This is a genomic window from Bacillus sp. FSL H8-0534, assembly GCF_038005885.1.
In the GTDB taxonomy this organism is placed as follows: Bacteria; Bacillota; Bacilli; order Bacillales; family Bacillaceae_G; genus Bacillus_A; species Bacillus_A pseudomycoides.
Genome location: NZ_JBBOUC010000001.1, coordinates 2,723,338 through 2,740,455, shown reverse-complemented (window position 1 = coordinate 2,740,455; position 17,118 = coordinate 2,723,338). Strand labels below are relative to the sequence as shown.

The following is a 17,118-nucleotide window of genomic DNA, read 5'->3' as shown; positions in this document are numbered from 1 at the left end:
AGGAATTCTTTAAATAAGAATTCCTCATTGTTGTGTTATTTACCAAGAAAGCTTTTCTTGAAGAAATCTAGTTGGAAATCTAATGTGATTGGATCATTAAAATAGAATTCTTTCGCGTTTACTTCAAATGCTTTATTGTTTTTAACAGCTGGAATGTTTTTGTACGATTCTGTTTCTTGGAATGAATTATTCGTATCGTTGTTTTTACTTATAATTAAGTAATCCCCAGCATACTCAGGTAGAACTTCAGCAGATAATGCATAGTAGCCATCTTTTAGCGCTTTTTCTTTTACTTTTTCCGGCATTTTTAATTTCATTTCTTGATACAGGATTTCTGTTCCACGGCCCCAGTTATCGCCGAATACATAGATTTGTTTGTCGAAGTTTTCAATAACAGAAACGGTTGTATCTTCACCAATTTTTGTTTTAATATCTTTTCCAGCGGCTTGCGCACGTTTTTTGAAATCATCAACCCAAGCTTTTGCTTCTTTTTCTTTATTTAGTAGTTTACCGATTTCTAAATGTTGTGTTAAGTAGTCAACTTTCCCATATGTGAATGTTACAGTAGGAGCGATTTTTTTTAACTTATCGATATTTTTAATGTTTGATAAACCAATGATTAAATCTGGATTTAATTCGATAATTTTTTCAACATTTTCATCAGATACTTCTGTAACATCTTTCAATTTTTTTTCAAAACGCGGATTCATTTTAGACCATGAATCTACACCAACAAGGTTTACACCTAAAGATATTACGTTACCTGCGAATGATGATAGTACAACAACGCGTTTGGGATTTGCAGGAACTTCAACTTTACCATTCTCAGATTGATATGTAATTGTTTCTGATTTGCTTCCCTTTGCATTTGAATCGTTTTTCTTATCTGTCGAACCGTTGCTACAAGCACTCATAACGAGTACGAATAGAACTGTAAGTGAAATGAATAACTTTTTCATTTTTTCTTTCTCCTTTTTATAAAATTGTATGTAGTATATAGCTTTCTAACGGGATAGATGTCTTGCACTTAGTAGTTAAGGAATCTTATAAATCTTGATATTGAGATTTACTATAATAAAATACTTGAGGGATCTATAAATAAACGAGCCGCTATTTTCCCTACAAATTTGTTAATAGTTTACAAAATGATAATGATTATCAATATCGATTCTTTAATAATATAATTTTATATTTTTCTATTGTCAATAGTTATTTTGATTGAAAACCTGAAGGGAAAAGGTTATATTTTATTGAGAATGATAATCAATTATATTTGATACCTGGGAGTGAACATAAATGAATCCAGAAGAATTATTTGATGTGACCGTGATTGGAGGAGGTCCAGCAGGGCTTTACTCAGCGTTTTATAGTGGGCTTAGGGAAATGAAAACAAAAATAATTGAATTTCAACCACAGTTAGGTGGGAAAGTACATGTTTATCCTGAGAAAATGATTTGGGATATCGGGGGATTGCCACCAGTTACTGGAGCGCAGTTAATTGAGCAGCTTGTGGAGCAAGGGTTAACATTTCATCCGGAAGTAGTGTTGAATGAAAAGGTAGAGTCAATCAATCGGAATGAAGAGGGAGTTTTTGTGCTAACAACTTTCTCTGGTCAAAAGCACTTTTCAAAAACAGTTATTGTAGCTACTGGAAGTGGAATATTAAAACCACAAAAGTTAGCAATTGAAGGTGCAGAGAGGTTTGAAGTATCAAATTTAAATTATACGGTCAAATCTTTAAAGGGTTTTAAAGATAAGACTGTAATTATTTCAGGTGGAGGAAACTCAGCGATCGATTGGGCAAATGAATTAGAGCCCATTGCGAAAAAGGTTTATTTAACATATAGAAAAGATGCCTTAGCTGGTCATGAAGCACAAGTTACTCAGCTTATGAATAGTTCGGTAGATTGTCTCTTTAATACGTCGATTACAAAGTTGATGGCTGATGATAATCACGAAGCAATTGAATATATTGAGTTAACGAATCATGAAACAGGTGAAGTTTCTCATTTACCTATTGACGAAGTCATTATTAATCATGGGTATGAACGTGATATAACATTATTGGAAAATAGTGAACTAAATGTTGAAATCGTTGATAATTATTTTATTGCCGGGAGTGCGAACAGTGAATCTTCAATAGAAGGGCTATATGCTGCTGGAGATATTTTAAAGCATGAAGGGAAATTGCATTTAATTGCGGGTGCTTTCCAAGATGCTGGAAATGCTGTAAATAAAGCAAAACAATTTATTCAACCAGATGCGAGTGAATATGGAATGGTTTCTTCCCATAATGATGTTTTCAAGCAGCGTAACCGAGAAATTATTAAGCAAATGATGAAATAATGGGTCGTGTTGAGAAGTTTAAAGAGTGGAAAGAAATAAATAGAGAAGAATATGTAAATGAATTATGAGAGATTTGAAATAAATATCTTTTTAATAGATAAACACCCAGTTACTTTCCTAATCTTTATTAAGTAAGGAAGTAGGCTGGGTGTTTATATAATTACTATGTTTTTTATCATTTGTATTACATTGGTTTCTTCAGTTCACGTCTTTTACATGTATTTTGAGAAGAGAATACATGTAAAAGACGTGAACGTTGGATTTGTAAATCTTTTTTTTGTGGTTCATATTTTTTATAGACAAGGAAAATTATGCTGTTCCTTGTGCGTACTGATCAGGAAACTGCTTATTTTGCACAGAGGCAATATATTGTTTCCCGTGTTTTCTAGCCATAGATTCTAGTATGTGACGTACACGTTTTGTAAGATGTCCCTGGTTTTGTAACGCTTCACAGTATGCATCATAGTAAGCATATTTAGCCCAAAGGAAATCATCTTGTTGAAATATAAAATGATGTTTATACCATTCTCCAATTGTATTATAGTTTACGCTTTCATTTGCAGCCTTTGTTTGCTCAATGATTCTTTTTGGTAAAGCTTTAGAAAGCTGAGAAGCAGTATTTATTGTTTCAGTTTGTAATGATTGCTCTAACATTGTAATGATGTGACGAGTAGCCATATGTTTAACTCTCCTTTGTGTAAATGGATAAATGCCATCTATATTTTTTTAATACTTACTATATTATTATACAATATATGGAATGCATCTACCTGCTTTTTGATTTGTATTTACAAAATCTTTTTATTTTATTTATAAAAATCTTTTATAATAATGTAGACATAAAAAAATAATAAGGGAATGAAACGATTGTATATAACGGTAAAAGAAGCAGCAGAATATTTAAATATTCCGGAATCTTACATTGAAGAATTGGTTCAGCAAAAACGAATTCGAGCCGTGTATGACGGTGAGCAATATTTGCTGAATAAAGAACAGTTCAATACGCATTTAGAGCAAATGGAAAAATATAAACAGTTAGTAGAAGAAATATTAAATGAGCCAATTCCAGAGGATATGGATGTAAAAGACGAAGATTAAAACTCATGGGCCTATAGCGTAGTACTCTATGAAAAATGATACAGAATCATTTTTATCCTGCTATTTGTGGGCAGTAATATTCCCACTTTAATTTCAACAAAAGTAAAGAAGCTAGGTGGAGAATAAACTGCCCGTAAAAGCCCGATTGGTGAGGGCTAATACTAGTGGAGGATGAAAAATCCTCCACTAAGTAAAGTTTCACTTTATAAATACTGTTTCAAGATCTGTAGGATAAGTATCTTGAAACGGTATTTTTTTATGATGAAATAGTAAAATTGTGTGCATAAATGGCGGCTAATGACATGCTGGGTATTGATAGAAGCCGTGCTGGTCTTTTGTACATCAGAGATATACATATTGGATAGATGTACCCCCGTGTTAAAAACATATTTTTATATAATGGGACAATCATAGAGAACGTAACCTGTACAGATACATATACTATCAGTGCAAACGACTTATAAAACAATGAAAGGGGTTTTCTCATGAGCACGATTAGTAGTGATTTGCTGTATGGATTGATTGGAGAGAGTGTTAGAGTGAATCGAGGTGGACCAGAGTCTCAAAAAGGTACAGTGGTCGCAGTGTATTCGGATCATTTTATTTTATTGAGTGAAAACAGAACGTTTTACTATTATCAGTTTCAACATCTAAAAAGTATTACAAAAAATGCGAAAGATGTTGCTGCAGACATTGGAGTTTTACCAACATTTGCACAAGGTGAAGATTTTCAAGGCTTACTTCAAAATTTAAAGTATCGTTGGGTGAAAATTAACCGCGGCGGTCCAGAAAAGATTGAAGGAATTCTACAAGATGTTTCTTCTGAATATGTGACATTAATTGTAAAAGAGGAAGTTGTACAGATTCCACATTTCCATATTAAAAGTATGAATTATGGTCTGCAAGCACTAGAAGAAGATGATTATCAGTCAAATAACCAAAAATCCGATCAGACAGCATATGTTCAATATTCAAGAGCAAGAGCAACAAGACAATCAAGTCGATATAATCGATCCAAATAATAACAAAAGAGGGGAAGGAGGGATGAAATTGGAAAATATATTTCCTGAAAATCAAATAAAAAGCTTGGTTTATCAAGGTGTAAAAGTAAACCTTGGTGGACCAGAAAGCCGTACAGGTGTGTTGCTGGCAGTAGGTGATGATTATCTCGTTCTTCAAGGAAATACAGGAGAGGTCATTTATTATCAACAGAAGCATGTAAAGGGTGTTGTAAAAAAGGCAAAAGAGATAGGGTTAAATCCTTATTTTATTGAGCAATCCTATGCGGATGGTGCAACGTTTCAAGAGATACTAGGTAGTCTTAAGTATAAATGGGTCAAAATTAATCGCGGTGGACCAGAAAGCGTAGAAGGTTTATTAAGTGATGTAAATGAAGAATACGTTACATTAGTGAACCGTGATGAGGTAATTTACGTTATTAACTTTCACATTAAAAACGTAAATCAAATCGTTAAAACTAATAAAGATGAAGAAGAGTAATGTTTGATAAATAAGAGGGGGCAGTATGGAATAGGTAGTGGCGAATGTTTTTTGTTCAATTGCTATTATTTTACTATAGTCTAAATGCCCTCCTCTACTATTCATACAGATAGAAAGAGAGCATTGTGTCACTTTGCATACATGTTTTAGCCCCCTATTATTCTTTTTTAGCTACATGTGAATGAGAGATAAAGAGGAAGTTAAGCTTTGGAGAAAGGAGGATACAGGTGAACGAACTAAGCAAAAATATTGGAGAATATATCTATGTTAAATTAATTGGCGAGAAAAGGTTTAAAGGATTATTAATTGATGTAGGCAATGATATTGTTGTTATTTATGATGGGAAAGACTACATCTATATTTCCTTATATCATATTCAATATTATAAATTTTTGGCGAGTCTTGTGACCGAAATACACAAGCCAGAAACAGATTCTGTTATTAAAAGAGAATCACCGTCAATTTCCCTTCGAAAAGTACTGAGCACATCTAAAGGGATTTTTACGGAGATTTATGTAGCTGGTGGTTATCCTATTCATGGTTATGTTGCAAGTGTTATGAATGATTATTTAGTATTCTATAGCCCTGTGTACAAAACAGTATATATTTCTTTAAAACATCTAAAATGGTTAATCCCCTATCAAGAAAATCAAATTCCGTATTCCCTCAATAAAAATGAGCTTTCAGTTAATCCATTAAATATTACACTAGCTAGAACATTTGAAGAACAACTAATCAAAATGGCAAGGAAAATTATGGTGTTTGATTTAGGCGAACATTCAAATAAAATTGGGAAGATGACGAAAATTGAAGATGGTCATATTGAATTGATCAAGGCGCGTGATGAAAAAGTATATTTAAATATTCAACATGTAAAATCGGTTCATTTTCCGTAAGCTTGTTAAGAAGGCTTGCTTTTTCTTTTATGTGTGTAAAAGAAAAGGTCGAGTCTATTTTTATCCCGTAAAAGCCCGATTGGTGAGGGCTAACTATCAGTGAGGGATGAAGACATCTCCTCACTGATTAAATATTTAATTTATTTAATCATGGATTAGTAAGAGAGAAAGGTATATTTTTATAATAAAAAATGTGTACGAGCATGTTTATTATGTCCAAGCTATCCTTTCAAAATTGAATAGATTATGTATTATCTAACTAAATATTAAAGTGGTTTTCAGGGTGAGTCAGCTTAGACATTCTTTTTCAATTACATTACTTGGTAGTGGGGGAGGAGGCGCTAAAGCAGTATTGGCAGTTTTAAATCAAACTGTGGCGAATATAAATGATCCCATCTATTCTATGATAAAAGATTTAAAGTTTCATCTCGTTGATATAAAGCAAAAGGAAAAAAGCTATTATGACGAATTATTTCCGAATTTAAAGGGGAAATTCTTTCTTCATGAAATGGATCTTCAAAATACAATACTGTTTAAACAGCATTTACGGAAAACGGATGCTGGTGTAGTTATCGACGTTTCCGGAGCAGATACGATTCGTATACTTAGTTGTTGTAATGAATTAGGTATTTCGTATGTAAATTCAGCTTTGGAGAATGAGCAGGTGGATCAGGATGATAGCTTAAAGGGGTTTCAGCTTACAGAACGTTATACGAGATTTGAAAAGGAAAAAAATAATTTTACAAATACAAGAGCTATCATAGGATCGGGAATGAATCCTGGTGTTGTTCAATGGATGGTTGTACAGCTTATGAAAGAACAACCGGGAAAAAAACCACGTGCGTGTTATATTATAGAGCATGATTATTCTTTCTTTGCAGACCAAAGTCTTATAAAACCTAATACACTTTATGCTTCATGGGCGGTAGAACGTTTTCTTGATGAAGCAATATTAAGTTATCCAATGTATGTGAGTCATCATCGGCCCATCTATTTTTATGAGGATGTATATGCTTCGGAATATAAAGTGAGATTAGGAGAGAAAGAGTTTCATGGTTGCCTAATGCCACATGAAGAAGTTCTGATTCTTGGTAAAACATTTGATATGGAAGTGGGTTTTCTTTATCGTATTAATGAATATACAACAGATTTAATTCGAAAAAATCTAGATGATGTGGATAAATTATGAAATTGGAATCGAAAAGTTTTTAATCCAGCAGAGGAAGAAATAGCAGGAGAAGATTTAGTTGGTGTGTTACTTGTCTATGAAGACAATGAAAAATATATGTACAATGTAATGAATAGTAGTGAAGTTTTCCAGAAATATAAGACAAACGCGACTTATTTTCAAGTTGGTTGCGGAATCTATGCTGGTTTGTCCAGTTTACTGCTAGATATATTTTCACCAGGTGTGTATTATGTTGAGGAATTATTACTTAATACAAAAAGTAAGTATGGTGAATATTTACATGTTTATATGAAAGATTTTGTGATGAGTGATAATTCATTTACGGATGGATTGCTTCATGAGCGGGTGAAGTGGATATAATTTATCCCGCCATTTGTGGGCAGTAAGACCTCCACCTCAAAGTTCAGCGAAAGCGAAGAGGTTAGGTGGTGGATCAACTGACTGTAAAAACAAGATTGGTGAGGACTAATAATCAGTGTGGAATGAGGCTTCCACTGATTAAGGTTTCATTTTGTGTAATTGTTAACAGGGGGAGTTTGTTCACTCCCTCTTTTAGTGTTATGGTATGAAAGGAAGTTAGAATAAAAATAGTATAGCCATTTTATATAGGATAATACTACTAGAAATTTCACATGACGTAAAAGTTAGATAGAAATGACTTTAAAGGGCTTTACTCAAATTCAAAAAGAGCGCAATCTAGCTGATAATGCTAGTTATGATATTATGCTACAGGAAATTGAGAGAATTGATGGATTTGTTAGTGAGTGAATGTTATTTGGAAAGCTGAAACCAACAATGTATCAATTGTGTGATATGCAAAAAGTTCTGTTATATGTTGTTCATCTGATGGAAAGTTATGCAATGCAGTACGCTGTAAAAATACATATACAAGTAGATGAGGCTTTACCTGATATAAAGGGTGATGAAAAGCAATTAAAGCAAGTCTTATTAAATCTTGTGAAAAATGGGATTGAATCGATGATGTATGGGGAGATTTGAGAATTTCTGCCTATAAAACGATAGAAGAAAAATTGTTTATTTGCATTCAAGATGAGAGATGCGGTATGGATAGCGAAAGAATAGAGAGACTTGGAAAGTCTGTTTATACGACAAAGGAAAATGGAACTGGTCTTGGTTTAATCATTACAAATAAAATTATTGAAGAGCATCAAGGGATGATTCAATTCAAAAGTAACATTGGCACAGGGACAAAAGTAGAAGTGACATTGCCAACTATATAGAATTTAAAGACAAGAGTACTTTTCAGAAAAGTGCTCTTGTTGTGTAAATATAAACATTTTATAAAAAGCTTCAAGAATGCTTTTTTTTATAAAAAACTTAGTTTATAATGGAGGAAAATATCGACATGTAGTTTTATTATTCATGTACCGGTTTGTAGTTTTTACTTGTATGAATGTTTATATTGAATTGGGTTTTATGTGAATTAAAAAAGAGGGGTGCACATGCATCCTTTTTTCTATGCTGATATTATGACAGAGGTGGTACGATGGAACTAACATTAAATTCGACCGTATGTTTACACACTATTCAATTTCGAAAAGATCAAAAGAATTATATTGTAAAGGATACAATTACAGGAGAAAAATATGAAATGCCGCCACTTTGGATTGATGCACTTGCAATGATGCGTGACGGATTTTTATTGGGAGAAATTGAAGAAAAGCTAAAGGAAGAGTATCCAAAAGAAGAAGTGAATATTCTAGAATTTACGAGGCAATTGTTAGAACTAGAGCTTGTAGGAATGGTTGATGGAAAAGAAATTATTTGTAAGAAAAAGAAAGATAAAGATTATTTTGCATGGGTTCGTCCTCGGATTGAACAGTTTTTTCTTAATTTAAATCGAAAATATCGAAGCAGAGGTCAATGATGATCTCTGCTTTTTTGTTGCAAGAATAAAAAATAGGTATTCACCCAATTGAAGCGTCGTGCATATTGTAATTTATGTAAGTAGACTGCTATAAAGGAGTGAGGGCAGTGACAGGGAAAATTTTAAATTATTATGCTGGAGGAAATACCGCGAGAGGTTTTTATAGTTTATATGAGGAAAATGTAAGGGGATTGGAAAGACTTTTCATTTTGAAAGGTGGTCCAGGGACAGGGAAATCCTCATTGATGAAAGCAATTGGGCGTGAGTGGGTTGGAAGAGGATATGATATTGAACTGTTACATTGTTCTTCTGATAATAAATCCATCGATGGTGTTATTATTCCAAAATTAAAAGTAGGAATTGTAGATGGAACAGCACCACATGTCATTGAGCCAAAAATACCTGGAGTTGTAGAGGAATACGTGAACTTAGGAGTTGCATGGGATTCAGAGAAATTACGAAAACATAAAGGTGAAATTACACATTATATTTCTGAAGCGAGCGATGCATTTCAATCAGCGTATGCTTGTTTTAAAGAGGCGTTAGCTATACATGATGATTGGGAGAGAATTTATATTGATAATATTGATTTTCAAAAAGCGAATGAATTAACAAAGCAGCTTATACAAAAGTTATTTGCAGATAACAAAGGAAAACAAGCGGTGGTAAAGCACCGTTTCTTAGGGGCAGCAACACCAAAAGGGGCGGTTGATTTCGTTCCAAATTTAACAGAAGATATCCCGCATCGTTATTTTATAAAAGGACGCCCGGGTTCAGGAAAATCAACGATGCTAAAAAAATTAGCTGAGGCAGCGGAAGAGAAAGGGTTTGAAGTTGAAGTATATCATTGCGGCTTTGATCCAAATAGCCTAGATATGATTATTGTAAGAGAATTAGGTTTTGCGATCTTTGACAGCACCGCGCCACATGAATATTTTCCAGAGCGAGAAGGTGATGAGATTATTGATATGTATGATCTCATCGTTACGCCAGGAACGGATGAAAAATATGCAACAGAAATTCGGGATGTTTCCATTCAATACAAAACAAAAATGAGTGAAGCAATGTCGTTCTTAGCGAAGGCAAAAGCAGTTCGAGATAAATTAGAACGGATTTATATTGCTGCGATGGATTTTACAAAAGTAGATATGTATAAAAATGAAATTCAGGGTGAGTTTGAGCGAATTGCAAAGCTTGTTAGCGAGCAACAAAAATGAAATGTTTATAGAGCTGCCAGGGAAGGCCTAGCAGCTTCCTTTTAAATTTAGTTATGATACATACTATAGAGTTACTGAGATATTGATGTTAAAAGTAGAATGGCACGCCAATAATAAGTAGATTATATTTGTCGAATTTCCAGGGAAATGATCAGAAAATGAGGATGATATATATGAGGGATAAAATTCAATTAGAATTACAGAAAATTGAAAAAGAGAACAATGTGAAAATTTTATTTGCTGTCGAATCTGGAAGTCGTGCATGGGGATTTCAGTCGAAAGATAGTGATTATGATGTTAGATTTGTATACATTCATTCAGTAGACTGGTATTTATCTATTAATGAAAAACGTGATGTGATTGAGTATCCAATTAGTGATGCTTTAGACATAAGCGGTTGGGATATTAGAAAAGCTCTGCAGTTATTTGCAAAATCAAATCCAGCACTATTAGAATGGATCCGTTCTCCAATCTTTTATTCTAAGAACTCTGATCTTCCAGAGCGTCTACAGAAAATGAGCGAAAATGATTTTGATCCTAAAGCAACGATGTATCACTACTTACATATGGCTTCAAAAAACTATCGTGAATTTCTACAAGGAGAGAGCGTGAAGTTGAAAAAGTACTTCTATGTATTGCGTCCTATTTTAGCTTGCAAATGGTTAGAAGAGAAAGGGACATTGCCGCCTGTAGAATTTGAACGATTCATTACTGAATTGTCGCTAGAACAAGAGCTTTTTGATGAAATTGAAGATTTACTTCTAAAGAAAAAGGATGGTGTTGAGTTAGACGCTGGTCCGAAGATTATCGTATTAAATGAATTTTTAGAGGGGCAGATAAAGTATTATCAAGAGTATGTGAAAGGTATTGAAAAGGGAAAGGGCATTGAGGTTGAGAGGTTGAATGGCTTGTTTCGGGATATGTTATTTGAGAAAGAGCACCAGTAGATTGGTGCTCTGTTTGTTTTAGTTAACTTTATTCTCCATCAACCCGTTTTAACGGCTTATCTGCCGGCCCCTCAATTACATCTCCTTCAATTGAAAAGCGTGATCCATGACAAGGACAATCCCACGTACAATCCCCGCTATTCCATTCTACTTCACAGCCAAGGTGTGTACAGGTCGTATCAACAATATGCAATTTTCCTTCGTTGTCTTTATAAGCGCCTGCACGTTTTCCATGTACTCTTACAACGGCACCTTCACCATTTTCAAGATCTTCTGGTTTACGCAGAGCAAATTCTAACTTGCCTTCGATCAAATGTTTTGCTACATCAAGGTTTTGAGAAACAAATGTTTTTATATCTGGATCTGCATGGAATCGTGATGGGGCAAAGAGTTCTTTATACGGGTTATCTATTTTTGTAATAGAGTCCTTTAGTAGTTGAGCTGCAGCAGTTCCTGTTGTCATCCCCCATTTTCGATAACCTGTTGCAACGAATATATTTGGATTATTTTCATTAATATGGCCGATGTAAGGTAGTTTATCTAGGGTAATTAAGTCTTGTGCTGACCATCTGTAAGGGATTGCATCTATTCCAAATGTTTCTTCTGCGAAAGAGTGCAATGCTTCATAATGAAGCATTGTATTGATTCCTTGTCCTGTTTTATGACTTTCACCCCCAACAAGAATAATTTTTTCTCCATTTACTGTTGTGTAACGTAAGGAGCGTGTAGGAGTGTCTATGCTTAAATACATGCCTCCGGGATAATCTTTTTTTGCTTTTATAGCTAGAACGTAGGAACGTTCTGCATACATTCTTGCGAAGAAAAAGCTATTTGCATCATAGAAAGGAAAATGAGAACAGGAGACGACATATCCACATGTAATACGATGGCCATCTTTTGTAATGATTTGCGGATAGAATCCTTTCTCGATATCGATTGCAGTGGTTTGCTCATAGATTGTTCCGCCTGCTTCAATAAACTGTTCAACAAGGTTCTTTAAATAATGAAGAGGATGGAACTGTGCTTGTTTTTTCATAACAAGTGCTCCCTGAACTGAGATAGGAAGTGGAATGGACTCTACATAGTCACAAGGAATATTTAGTTTTTTATAAGCTTCATATTCTTTTGTTAATTTCCGTAATCCGTCATTGCAAGTTGTATATAAGTAGGCGTCCTCTTCAGTAAAGTCACAATCAATGTTATTTGTTCGGACTGTTTCTTTTATAAATTGCAATGCTTTTTCGTTTGCCTCATAGTATAGGCGCGCTTGATCAGCTCCAAAATGATCAATGAGCTCATCATAAATGAGATCGTGTTGTGCTGTGATTTTTGCAGTCGTATGGCCTGTCGTTCCATTTAAAATATTTCCGGAATCGATTAAAACAACTTTCATGCCCTCTTTTGCAAGTAAATAAGCAGTTGTGATGCCTGTAATTCCAGCACCAATAATTGCAACTTCTGCTTTTATATTTTCTGATAGCTTGGGGAAAATAGGGAATGAAGTAGAATCGCGCCAGTACGGTTCTGGAAATTTGGGAAATGAATTGTTTGTCATCGTATGTCCCTCCTGTTTTAAAATAATTTACTACTTATTTTTTCCAATTTATATAAAATTCATGTAGCTTATTTTCAATCTAGGAGAAGGAGATACTGTACAGTGAACAGAAGAAATTGAGAATAAGTTTTAAATATTTACAAAACATAAATATTATTCTAATATAATAAAAATGAGTATTCCTTTATAAGGTTATTTTAAATGACAGTCGATTCTATAAAGAATTATTGATGTTCATATATAAGCTTTTCTTGAGTGAAGCAGACTTTCTTATATGTGAAAGTATTTATATATATAATGGATAAAAGCTTATAAAACCTATGCTTTTCCTTTGGTGAAATAAAATATTATTATAAAAATATAACCACATTTTATTACTAGGTCATAAAAGTTATTGACAATATGGAAAGTCTATTGATATGATTCATCATGTGGAAAGGTTGATAAAGAGTAAAAAGAGAAATGTTTTTCATTGATAATAAAAGCGAAAATGAGTGACGATAGAGTGAGTATGATTTACTTATTATAAATGCTTTTTGTAATTAACTAGTATTATCAATCTGGAAACAAGAATTGATTTATGCAAGTTGCGTAAGCGCGGCATAAGAAAGGGGCAAAAGGATGAAGGAGCTTCATACGTTTGGATGGTATGCAGCACGTGTATCGCCGCATTTGCCAAAAAAAGCATTTAAACCAGTTCCAACTCGTTTGTTTGGTGGACTGGCTTATTTACTTGTGGCGGTAGCTGGGTTAATAGCGATTGGTTTATTCGATTTGAATGTGTGGGCAAATCTTGGAATTGCAATTGTTCTAGGGTTATGTTTTGCTTCACTTGGATTTTTAGGACATGAAATCTTGCACGGAACAGTTGTAAGAAAAGCATGGCTTCGTGATTTTTTAGGGGCAATTGCATTTATGCCATTATCTACAGGACCGAAATTGTGGAGAAAATGGCACAATGCGACGCACCATGTTCATACACAGCATGAAGAACATGACCCTGATGCGTGGCCAACACTTGAAAAGATGAAGAAGAGTAAATTTTTAAGATGGGTGTATCGTATGCCCTTGCATGTGCGTTCTTTCTTCAGTTTTCTGTCACTAACAATTCAATTTACAATACATTCAACTCGTATGTTCTTTCATTTTATAAAAGAATTTAAGTCATCGAATCAGAAGTCTGTATGGCTTCAACTTCTTTTGCCATGGACGGTTTGGATTAGTTTGCTATTTATTATGGGGCCTACGAAGTGGTTGTTTGCTTATGTGATTCCATTACTCATTGCAAACTTTATTGTAATGGGCTATATTGCAACAAATCACCGTTTAAATCCAATTGTTCCTGTAAATGATCCATTAGCTAACTGTTTATCTGTAACAGTGCCGCGCTGGGTTGATGTTTTGCATTTTAACTTCTCATATCATACGGAACATCATTTGTTCCCTGCTATGAGTTCTAAGTATTACCCATTAGTAAAAGAAAAAATTAAAGAAATGTGGCCGGAGCGTTATCATGAAATGCCGATGACGAAAGCAATGGCAGCACTTTGGAACACACCTCGCGTATATTATCAAGGCAGTGAATTAGTTGATCCTCATAGGGAACATTTCTATGGTTCTTTAGGGAATGGGTTAGACCCTGATAATATTGCATATCGTGAGGAGCATATAGAAGAACAGGAAACTATCAAAAAAGTGAATCCATGATTCTGGAATAGATTATTTAGAACCCTTTAACTATAAAAGCAAGCTACCTAAAAAGTAGCTTGCTTTTTTTAGTTTGTATTTTGGTTGTTTTTTTGCATGTAATAGTAACTTTTCATTGATTCCTTTTTCAATCTAATAGATGAAAGGGTTGCTACAATTCTTCCTATAAAGAGACTGCTTTTTCTTTCTCTTTATTTACTTGTATAGAATTACTTTGTTTACGCTGAAGTTTTTTCTCTAAGAGATTTACGAGGTAAGTAAACAAAAGGACGAGTACAAGATAATAGGCACTAACAACAATGTATGTTTCAAGTTGCTTAAAGTTTCCAGCAGCTATAGATAAACCGGATCCCCAAAGCTCAGACATTCCTACGTATGCGACAAGGGAAGAATCTTTTAATCCAATGACAAATTGGTTTCCGAGCGGAGGGATTGATAATCGAAATGCTTGTGGTAAAATGATACGGCGCATAGCGAGTGGATAGGACATTCCTAAAGAACGAGCCGCTTCTAATTGGCCGCGATCGACCGATTGAATGGAGCCACGGAAAATTTCTGTAATATATGCACCGTTATGAATTGCTAAAGCAATGGCACCAGCCCAAAATGGAGACAGAACGATAATAGACGTAATGCCGAAATAAAGAATCATGATTTGAACGATTAATGGTGTGCCTCGGATAACAGCAATATATATGTGTGCAATACTATTTAAAATTTTATTATTGGAAATACGAAAAAAGGCGAATAGAAGTCCGATTAATGAACCAAGTAATAATGAAGTTAATGTTAATTGTAAAGTCATGACAATTGCTTTTAGAAATGTTGGATATGTAGATATGAAAATTTCAATCATCAACGTCACCTCAATATAGAATTTATTTTAGGAAATAGATGCAAATACCCCACGGCTGAGGTGGGGCATCGCTTATGGATTAAAAATGATTTGTTTTTTAGAAGGGTAAATCATTTTATTTTGTCTTTTCCTCTTCTCCAAGAATATTTTTTCCAAACCATTTTTTACTGATTTTTTCATATGTGCCATCTTTAATAATTTCCTCTAATGCTTTGTTTACTTTCTTCACCATCTCTTTATCATCCTTGCGAATTGCAATTCCCATTTCCTCAAGATTTAATGGTTTTCCAGCTTCTTTTATATTTGATTTTCCTTCTTTTATCATACGAAGACCAACCATTTGATCCGTAATAACAGCATCTACTCGGCCTGGTTCCAAATCCATAAGAGCTGTAATGTCACTGTCGTATTCTGTGATTTGATCTGTATGTTTTTCCACAAGTTTTTTAAATGTACTAGCTTTTACAACACCGATTTTTTTTCCTTTTAAGTCTTCTACTGAAGAAATGGAATTGTTCTTTTTAGCTACGAAAATTTGTGCACCAGAGCGATAGTATGGATTCGTAAAATTAACGGCTTTTAGGCGGTCTTCTGTAATTGCCATACTTCCTAATATGACGTCATATTTTTTTGCTTTTAGACCTTGAATCAATGTTTCCCAAGGATTTGTAACTGGAACAGGCTTCATTCCCATTTTTTTTGCGAGTGCCTCACCAATTTCGACATCAAAACCAACTAGTTTTCCGTCATTTTCTTTGAAATTAAAAGGTTTATATAAGCCGCTCATTGCGTAGCGAAACTCTTTCCCTTCATTTGTTGAAGTTTCCTTACTACAGGCTCCAAGGACGAAGGATACACATAGTGTAATTGCTGCAAAAGCAGTAAGTATTTTCTTTCTCATCAAAACCCCTCCTATATATTCATCCTGCACATACGGGGTAAACAGCCGTATCTTAATTGCTATGGAAAGTTTCCATGGGTGGGGCAATTAGGCCACCCGTATGAGTTTTAATGGTTTAAGTATTCGTGGGGAGAGAAGTCCCTCTCTATAAAATGTTTCGTAAAAACTGTTTTGCTCTCTCATTTGACGGTGCTGAAAAAAATTGTTCTGGTGGTGCATCCTCTACAATTTGTCCATTATCCATAAAAATGACGCGATCTGCTACATCCCGTGCAAAGTTCATTTCATGGGTGACGATTACCATTGTCATTCCTTCACCAGCAAGCTCTTTCATAACTTGGAGTACTTCTCCAACAAGTTCAGGATCAAGAGCAGATGTAGGTTCATCAAATAGCATGATTTTAGGATTCATTGCAAGTGCGCGTGCGATCGCAACACGTTGTTTTTGTCCACCAGATAAAAGGTGAGGTGTCACGTTTGCTTTGTCTTGTAATCCAACCTTTTGTAATAGGTCGGTTCCAATTTCTTTCGCTTTTGTTTTGTCCATTTTTTTTACATGAATAGGTGCTTCTATGATGTTTTCTAATGAGGTCATATGTGGAAAGAGGTTAAAATGTTGAAATACCATTCCAACATTTTCGCGGACTTTGTTTAAGTTTGTACTTTTAGGATTAATTCGTTTCCCTTGTAAGTGAATTTCCCCTTCATCGTACATTTCTAAAAAGTTGAGACAACGAAGTAAAGTGCTTTTTCCTGAGCCGCTCGCGCCAATTAAAACAACAACTTCTTTTTCTTTTACTTCTAAATTGATCCCTTTTAAAACGTCTAATGAACCAAATGACTTTACTAGATTTTGAACTTGAATCATACCAATCCCCCAGTCAAATTTGTATTTTACAAATGTTTCCCCTTATTTTTGTTATTAGTCATAAAGTGCCAAAACCCTTTATTTTTTGCGAAAAACATTGTCTAGAGGACGTGAAATTAGGAAGATGATTCGGTTAGTAAGGTGATAAAA

Annotated in this window: 15 protein-coding genes and 2 pseudogenes; 11 read left to right on the top strand and 6 right to left on the bottom strand. The window is 34.3% G+C overall.

The annotated features are described in order from the left end of the window. Positions 1 to 35 precede the first annotated feature (35 nt). The gene (locus MHH71_RS14015) at positions 36 to 959 is read right to left on the bottom strand and encodes an iron-hydroxamate ABC transporter substrate-binding protein (RefSeq protein ID WP_006093271.1); all 924 of its coding nucleotides are present in this window, start codon (positions 957 to 959) and stop codon (positions 36 to 38) included. Positions 960 to 1,296: 337 nt separating this feature from the next. Between MHH71_RS14015 and MHH71_RS14010 the strand changes: the two genes are divergently transcribed. Continuing rightward, the gene (locus MHH71_RS14010) at positions 1,297 to 2,346 is read left to right on the top strand and encodes an NAD(P)/FAD-dependent oxidoreductase (protein WP_006093273.1); all 1,050 of its coding nucleotides are present in this window, start codon (positions 1,297 to 1,299) and stop codon (positions 2,344 to 2,346) included. 309 nt (positions 2,347 to 2,655) lie between these two features. Here the strand turns inward: MHH71_RS14010 and MHH71_RS14005 are convergent, their stop codons facing one another. Next, a complete protein-coding gene (locus MHH71_RS14005; protein WP_033798579.1) occupies positions 2,656 to 3,024 on the bottom strand; it encodes a hypothetical protein in 369 nt (122 codons plus the stop codon). Between the two features lie 180 nt (positions 3,025 to 3,204). On the opposite strand from MHH71_RS14005, the gene MHH71_RS14000 reads away from it, so the two are divergent. The 9 genes and pseudogenes from MHH71_RS14000 to MHH71_RS13960 all read left to right on the top strand — a co-directional run bounded on the left by MHH71_RS14000 (position 3,205) and on the right by MHH71_RS13960 (position 11,081). Further along, on the top strand, positions 3,205 to 3,444 hold the full coding sequence (locus MHH71_RS14000) for a helix-turn-helix domain-containing protein (protein ID WP_006093276.1): 240 nt from the start codon (positions 3,205 to 3,207) through the stop codon (positions 3,442 to 3,444). Between the two features lie 485 nt (positions 3,445 to 3,929). Further along, a complete protein-coding gene (locus MHH71_RS13995) occupies positions 3,930 to 4,466 on the top strand; it encodes a hypothetical protein (RefSeq protein WP_003194708.1) in 537 nt (178 codons plus the stop codon). Between the two features lie 22 nt (positions 4,467 to 4,488). Further along, a complete protein-coding gene (locus MHH71_RS13990; RefSeq protein ID WP_003194709.1) occupies positions 4,489 to 4,944 on the top strand; it encodes a hypothetical protein in 456 nt (151 codons plus the stop codon). A gap of 227 nt (positions 4,945 to 5,171) precedes the next feature. Next, on the top strand, positions 5,172 to 5,840 hold the full coding sequence (locus MHH71_RS13985; RefSeq protein ID WP_003194710.1) for a hypothetical protein: 669 nt from the start codon (positions 5,172 to 5,174) through the stop codon (positions 5,838 to 5,840). Positions 5,841 to 6,123: 283 nt separating this feature from the next. Then, a pseudogene (locus MHH71_RS13980) lies at positions 6,124 to 7,389 on the top strand (S-adenosylmethionine decarboxylase related protein). Between the two features lie 300 nt (positions 7,390 to 7,689). Next, positions 7,690 to 8,270, top strand: a pseudogene (locus MHH71_RS13975) (ATP-binding protein); the annotation flags it as partial. Between the two features lie 266 nt (positions 8,271 to 8,536). Continuing rightward, complete coding sequence (locus MHH71_RS13970) at positions 8,537 to 8,917, top strand: hypothetical protein (RefSeq protein WP_003194716.1); 381 nt, start codon at positions 8,537 to 8,539, stop codon at positions 8,915 to 8,917. Positions 8,918 to 9,024: 107 nt separating this feature from the next. Further along, entirely contained in the window at positions 9,025 to 10,134 is a 1,110-nt protein-coding gene (locus MHH71_RS13965; protein WP_006093286.1) for a PRK06851 family protein, read from the top strand. Between the two features lie 173 nt (positions 10,135 to 10,307). Beyond that, a complete protein-coding gene (locus MHH71_RS13960) occupies positions 10,308 to 11,081 on the top strand; it encodes a nucleotidyltransferase domain-containing protein (RefSeq protein WP_006093288.1) in 774 nt (257 codons plus the stop codon). A 28-nt stretch (positions 11,082 to 11,109) separates the two neighbouring features. Here the strand turns inward: MHH71_RS13960 and MHH71_RS13955 are convergent, their stop codons facing one another. Continuing rightward, the gene (locus MHH71_RS13955) at positions 11,110 to 12,636 is read right to left on the bottom strand and encodes an FAD-dependent oxidoreductase (RefSeq protein ID WP_006093289.1); all 1,527 of its coding nucleotides are present in this window, start codon (positions 12,634 to 12,636) and stop codon (positions 11,110 to 11,112) included. A gap of 621 nt (positions 12,637 to 13,257) precedes the next feature. Between MHH71_RS13955 and MHH71_RS13950 the strand changes: the two genes are divergently transcribed. Continuing rightward, entirely contained in the window at positions 13,258 to 14,343 is a 1,086-nt protein-coding gene (locus MHH71_RS13950) for a fatty acid desaturase family protein (protein ID WP_003194723.1), read from the top strand. A 163-nt stretch (positions 14,344 to 14,506) separates the two neighbouring features. Here MHH71_RS13950 and MHH71_RS13945 read toward each other — a convergent pair whose 3' ends face one another. The 3 genes from MHH71_RS13945 to MHH71_RS13935 form a co-directional block, all read right to left on the bottom strand. Beyond that, the gene (locus tag MHH71_RS13945) at positions 14,507 to 15,199 is read right to left on the bottom strand and encodes an amino acid ABC transporter permease (RefSeq protein ID WP_003194725.1); all 693 of its coding nucleotides are present in this window, start codon (positions 15,197 to 15,199) and stop codon (positions 14,507 to 14,509) included. A 115-nt stretch (positions 15,200 to 15,314) separates the two neighbouring features. Beyond that, positions 15,315 to 16,100, bottom strand: coding sequence for an ABC transporter substrate-binding protein (locus tag MHH71_RS13940; RefSeq protein WP_033798580.1), 786 nt, complete (start codon positions 16,098 to 16,100; stop codon positions 15,315 to 15,317). Positions 16,101 to 16,245: 145 nt separating this feature from the next. Then, entirely contained in the window at positions 16,246 to 16,968 is a 723-nt protein-coding gene (locus MHH71_RS13935) for an amino acid ABC transporter ATP-binding protein (RefSeq protein WP_003194731.1), read from the bottom strand. Between the last annotated feature and the right edge of the window lie 150 nt (positions 16,969 to 17,118).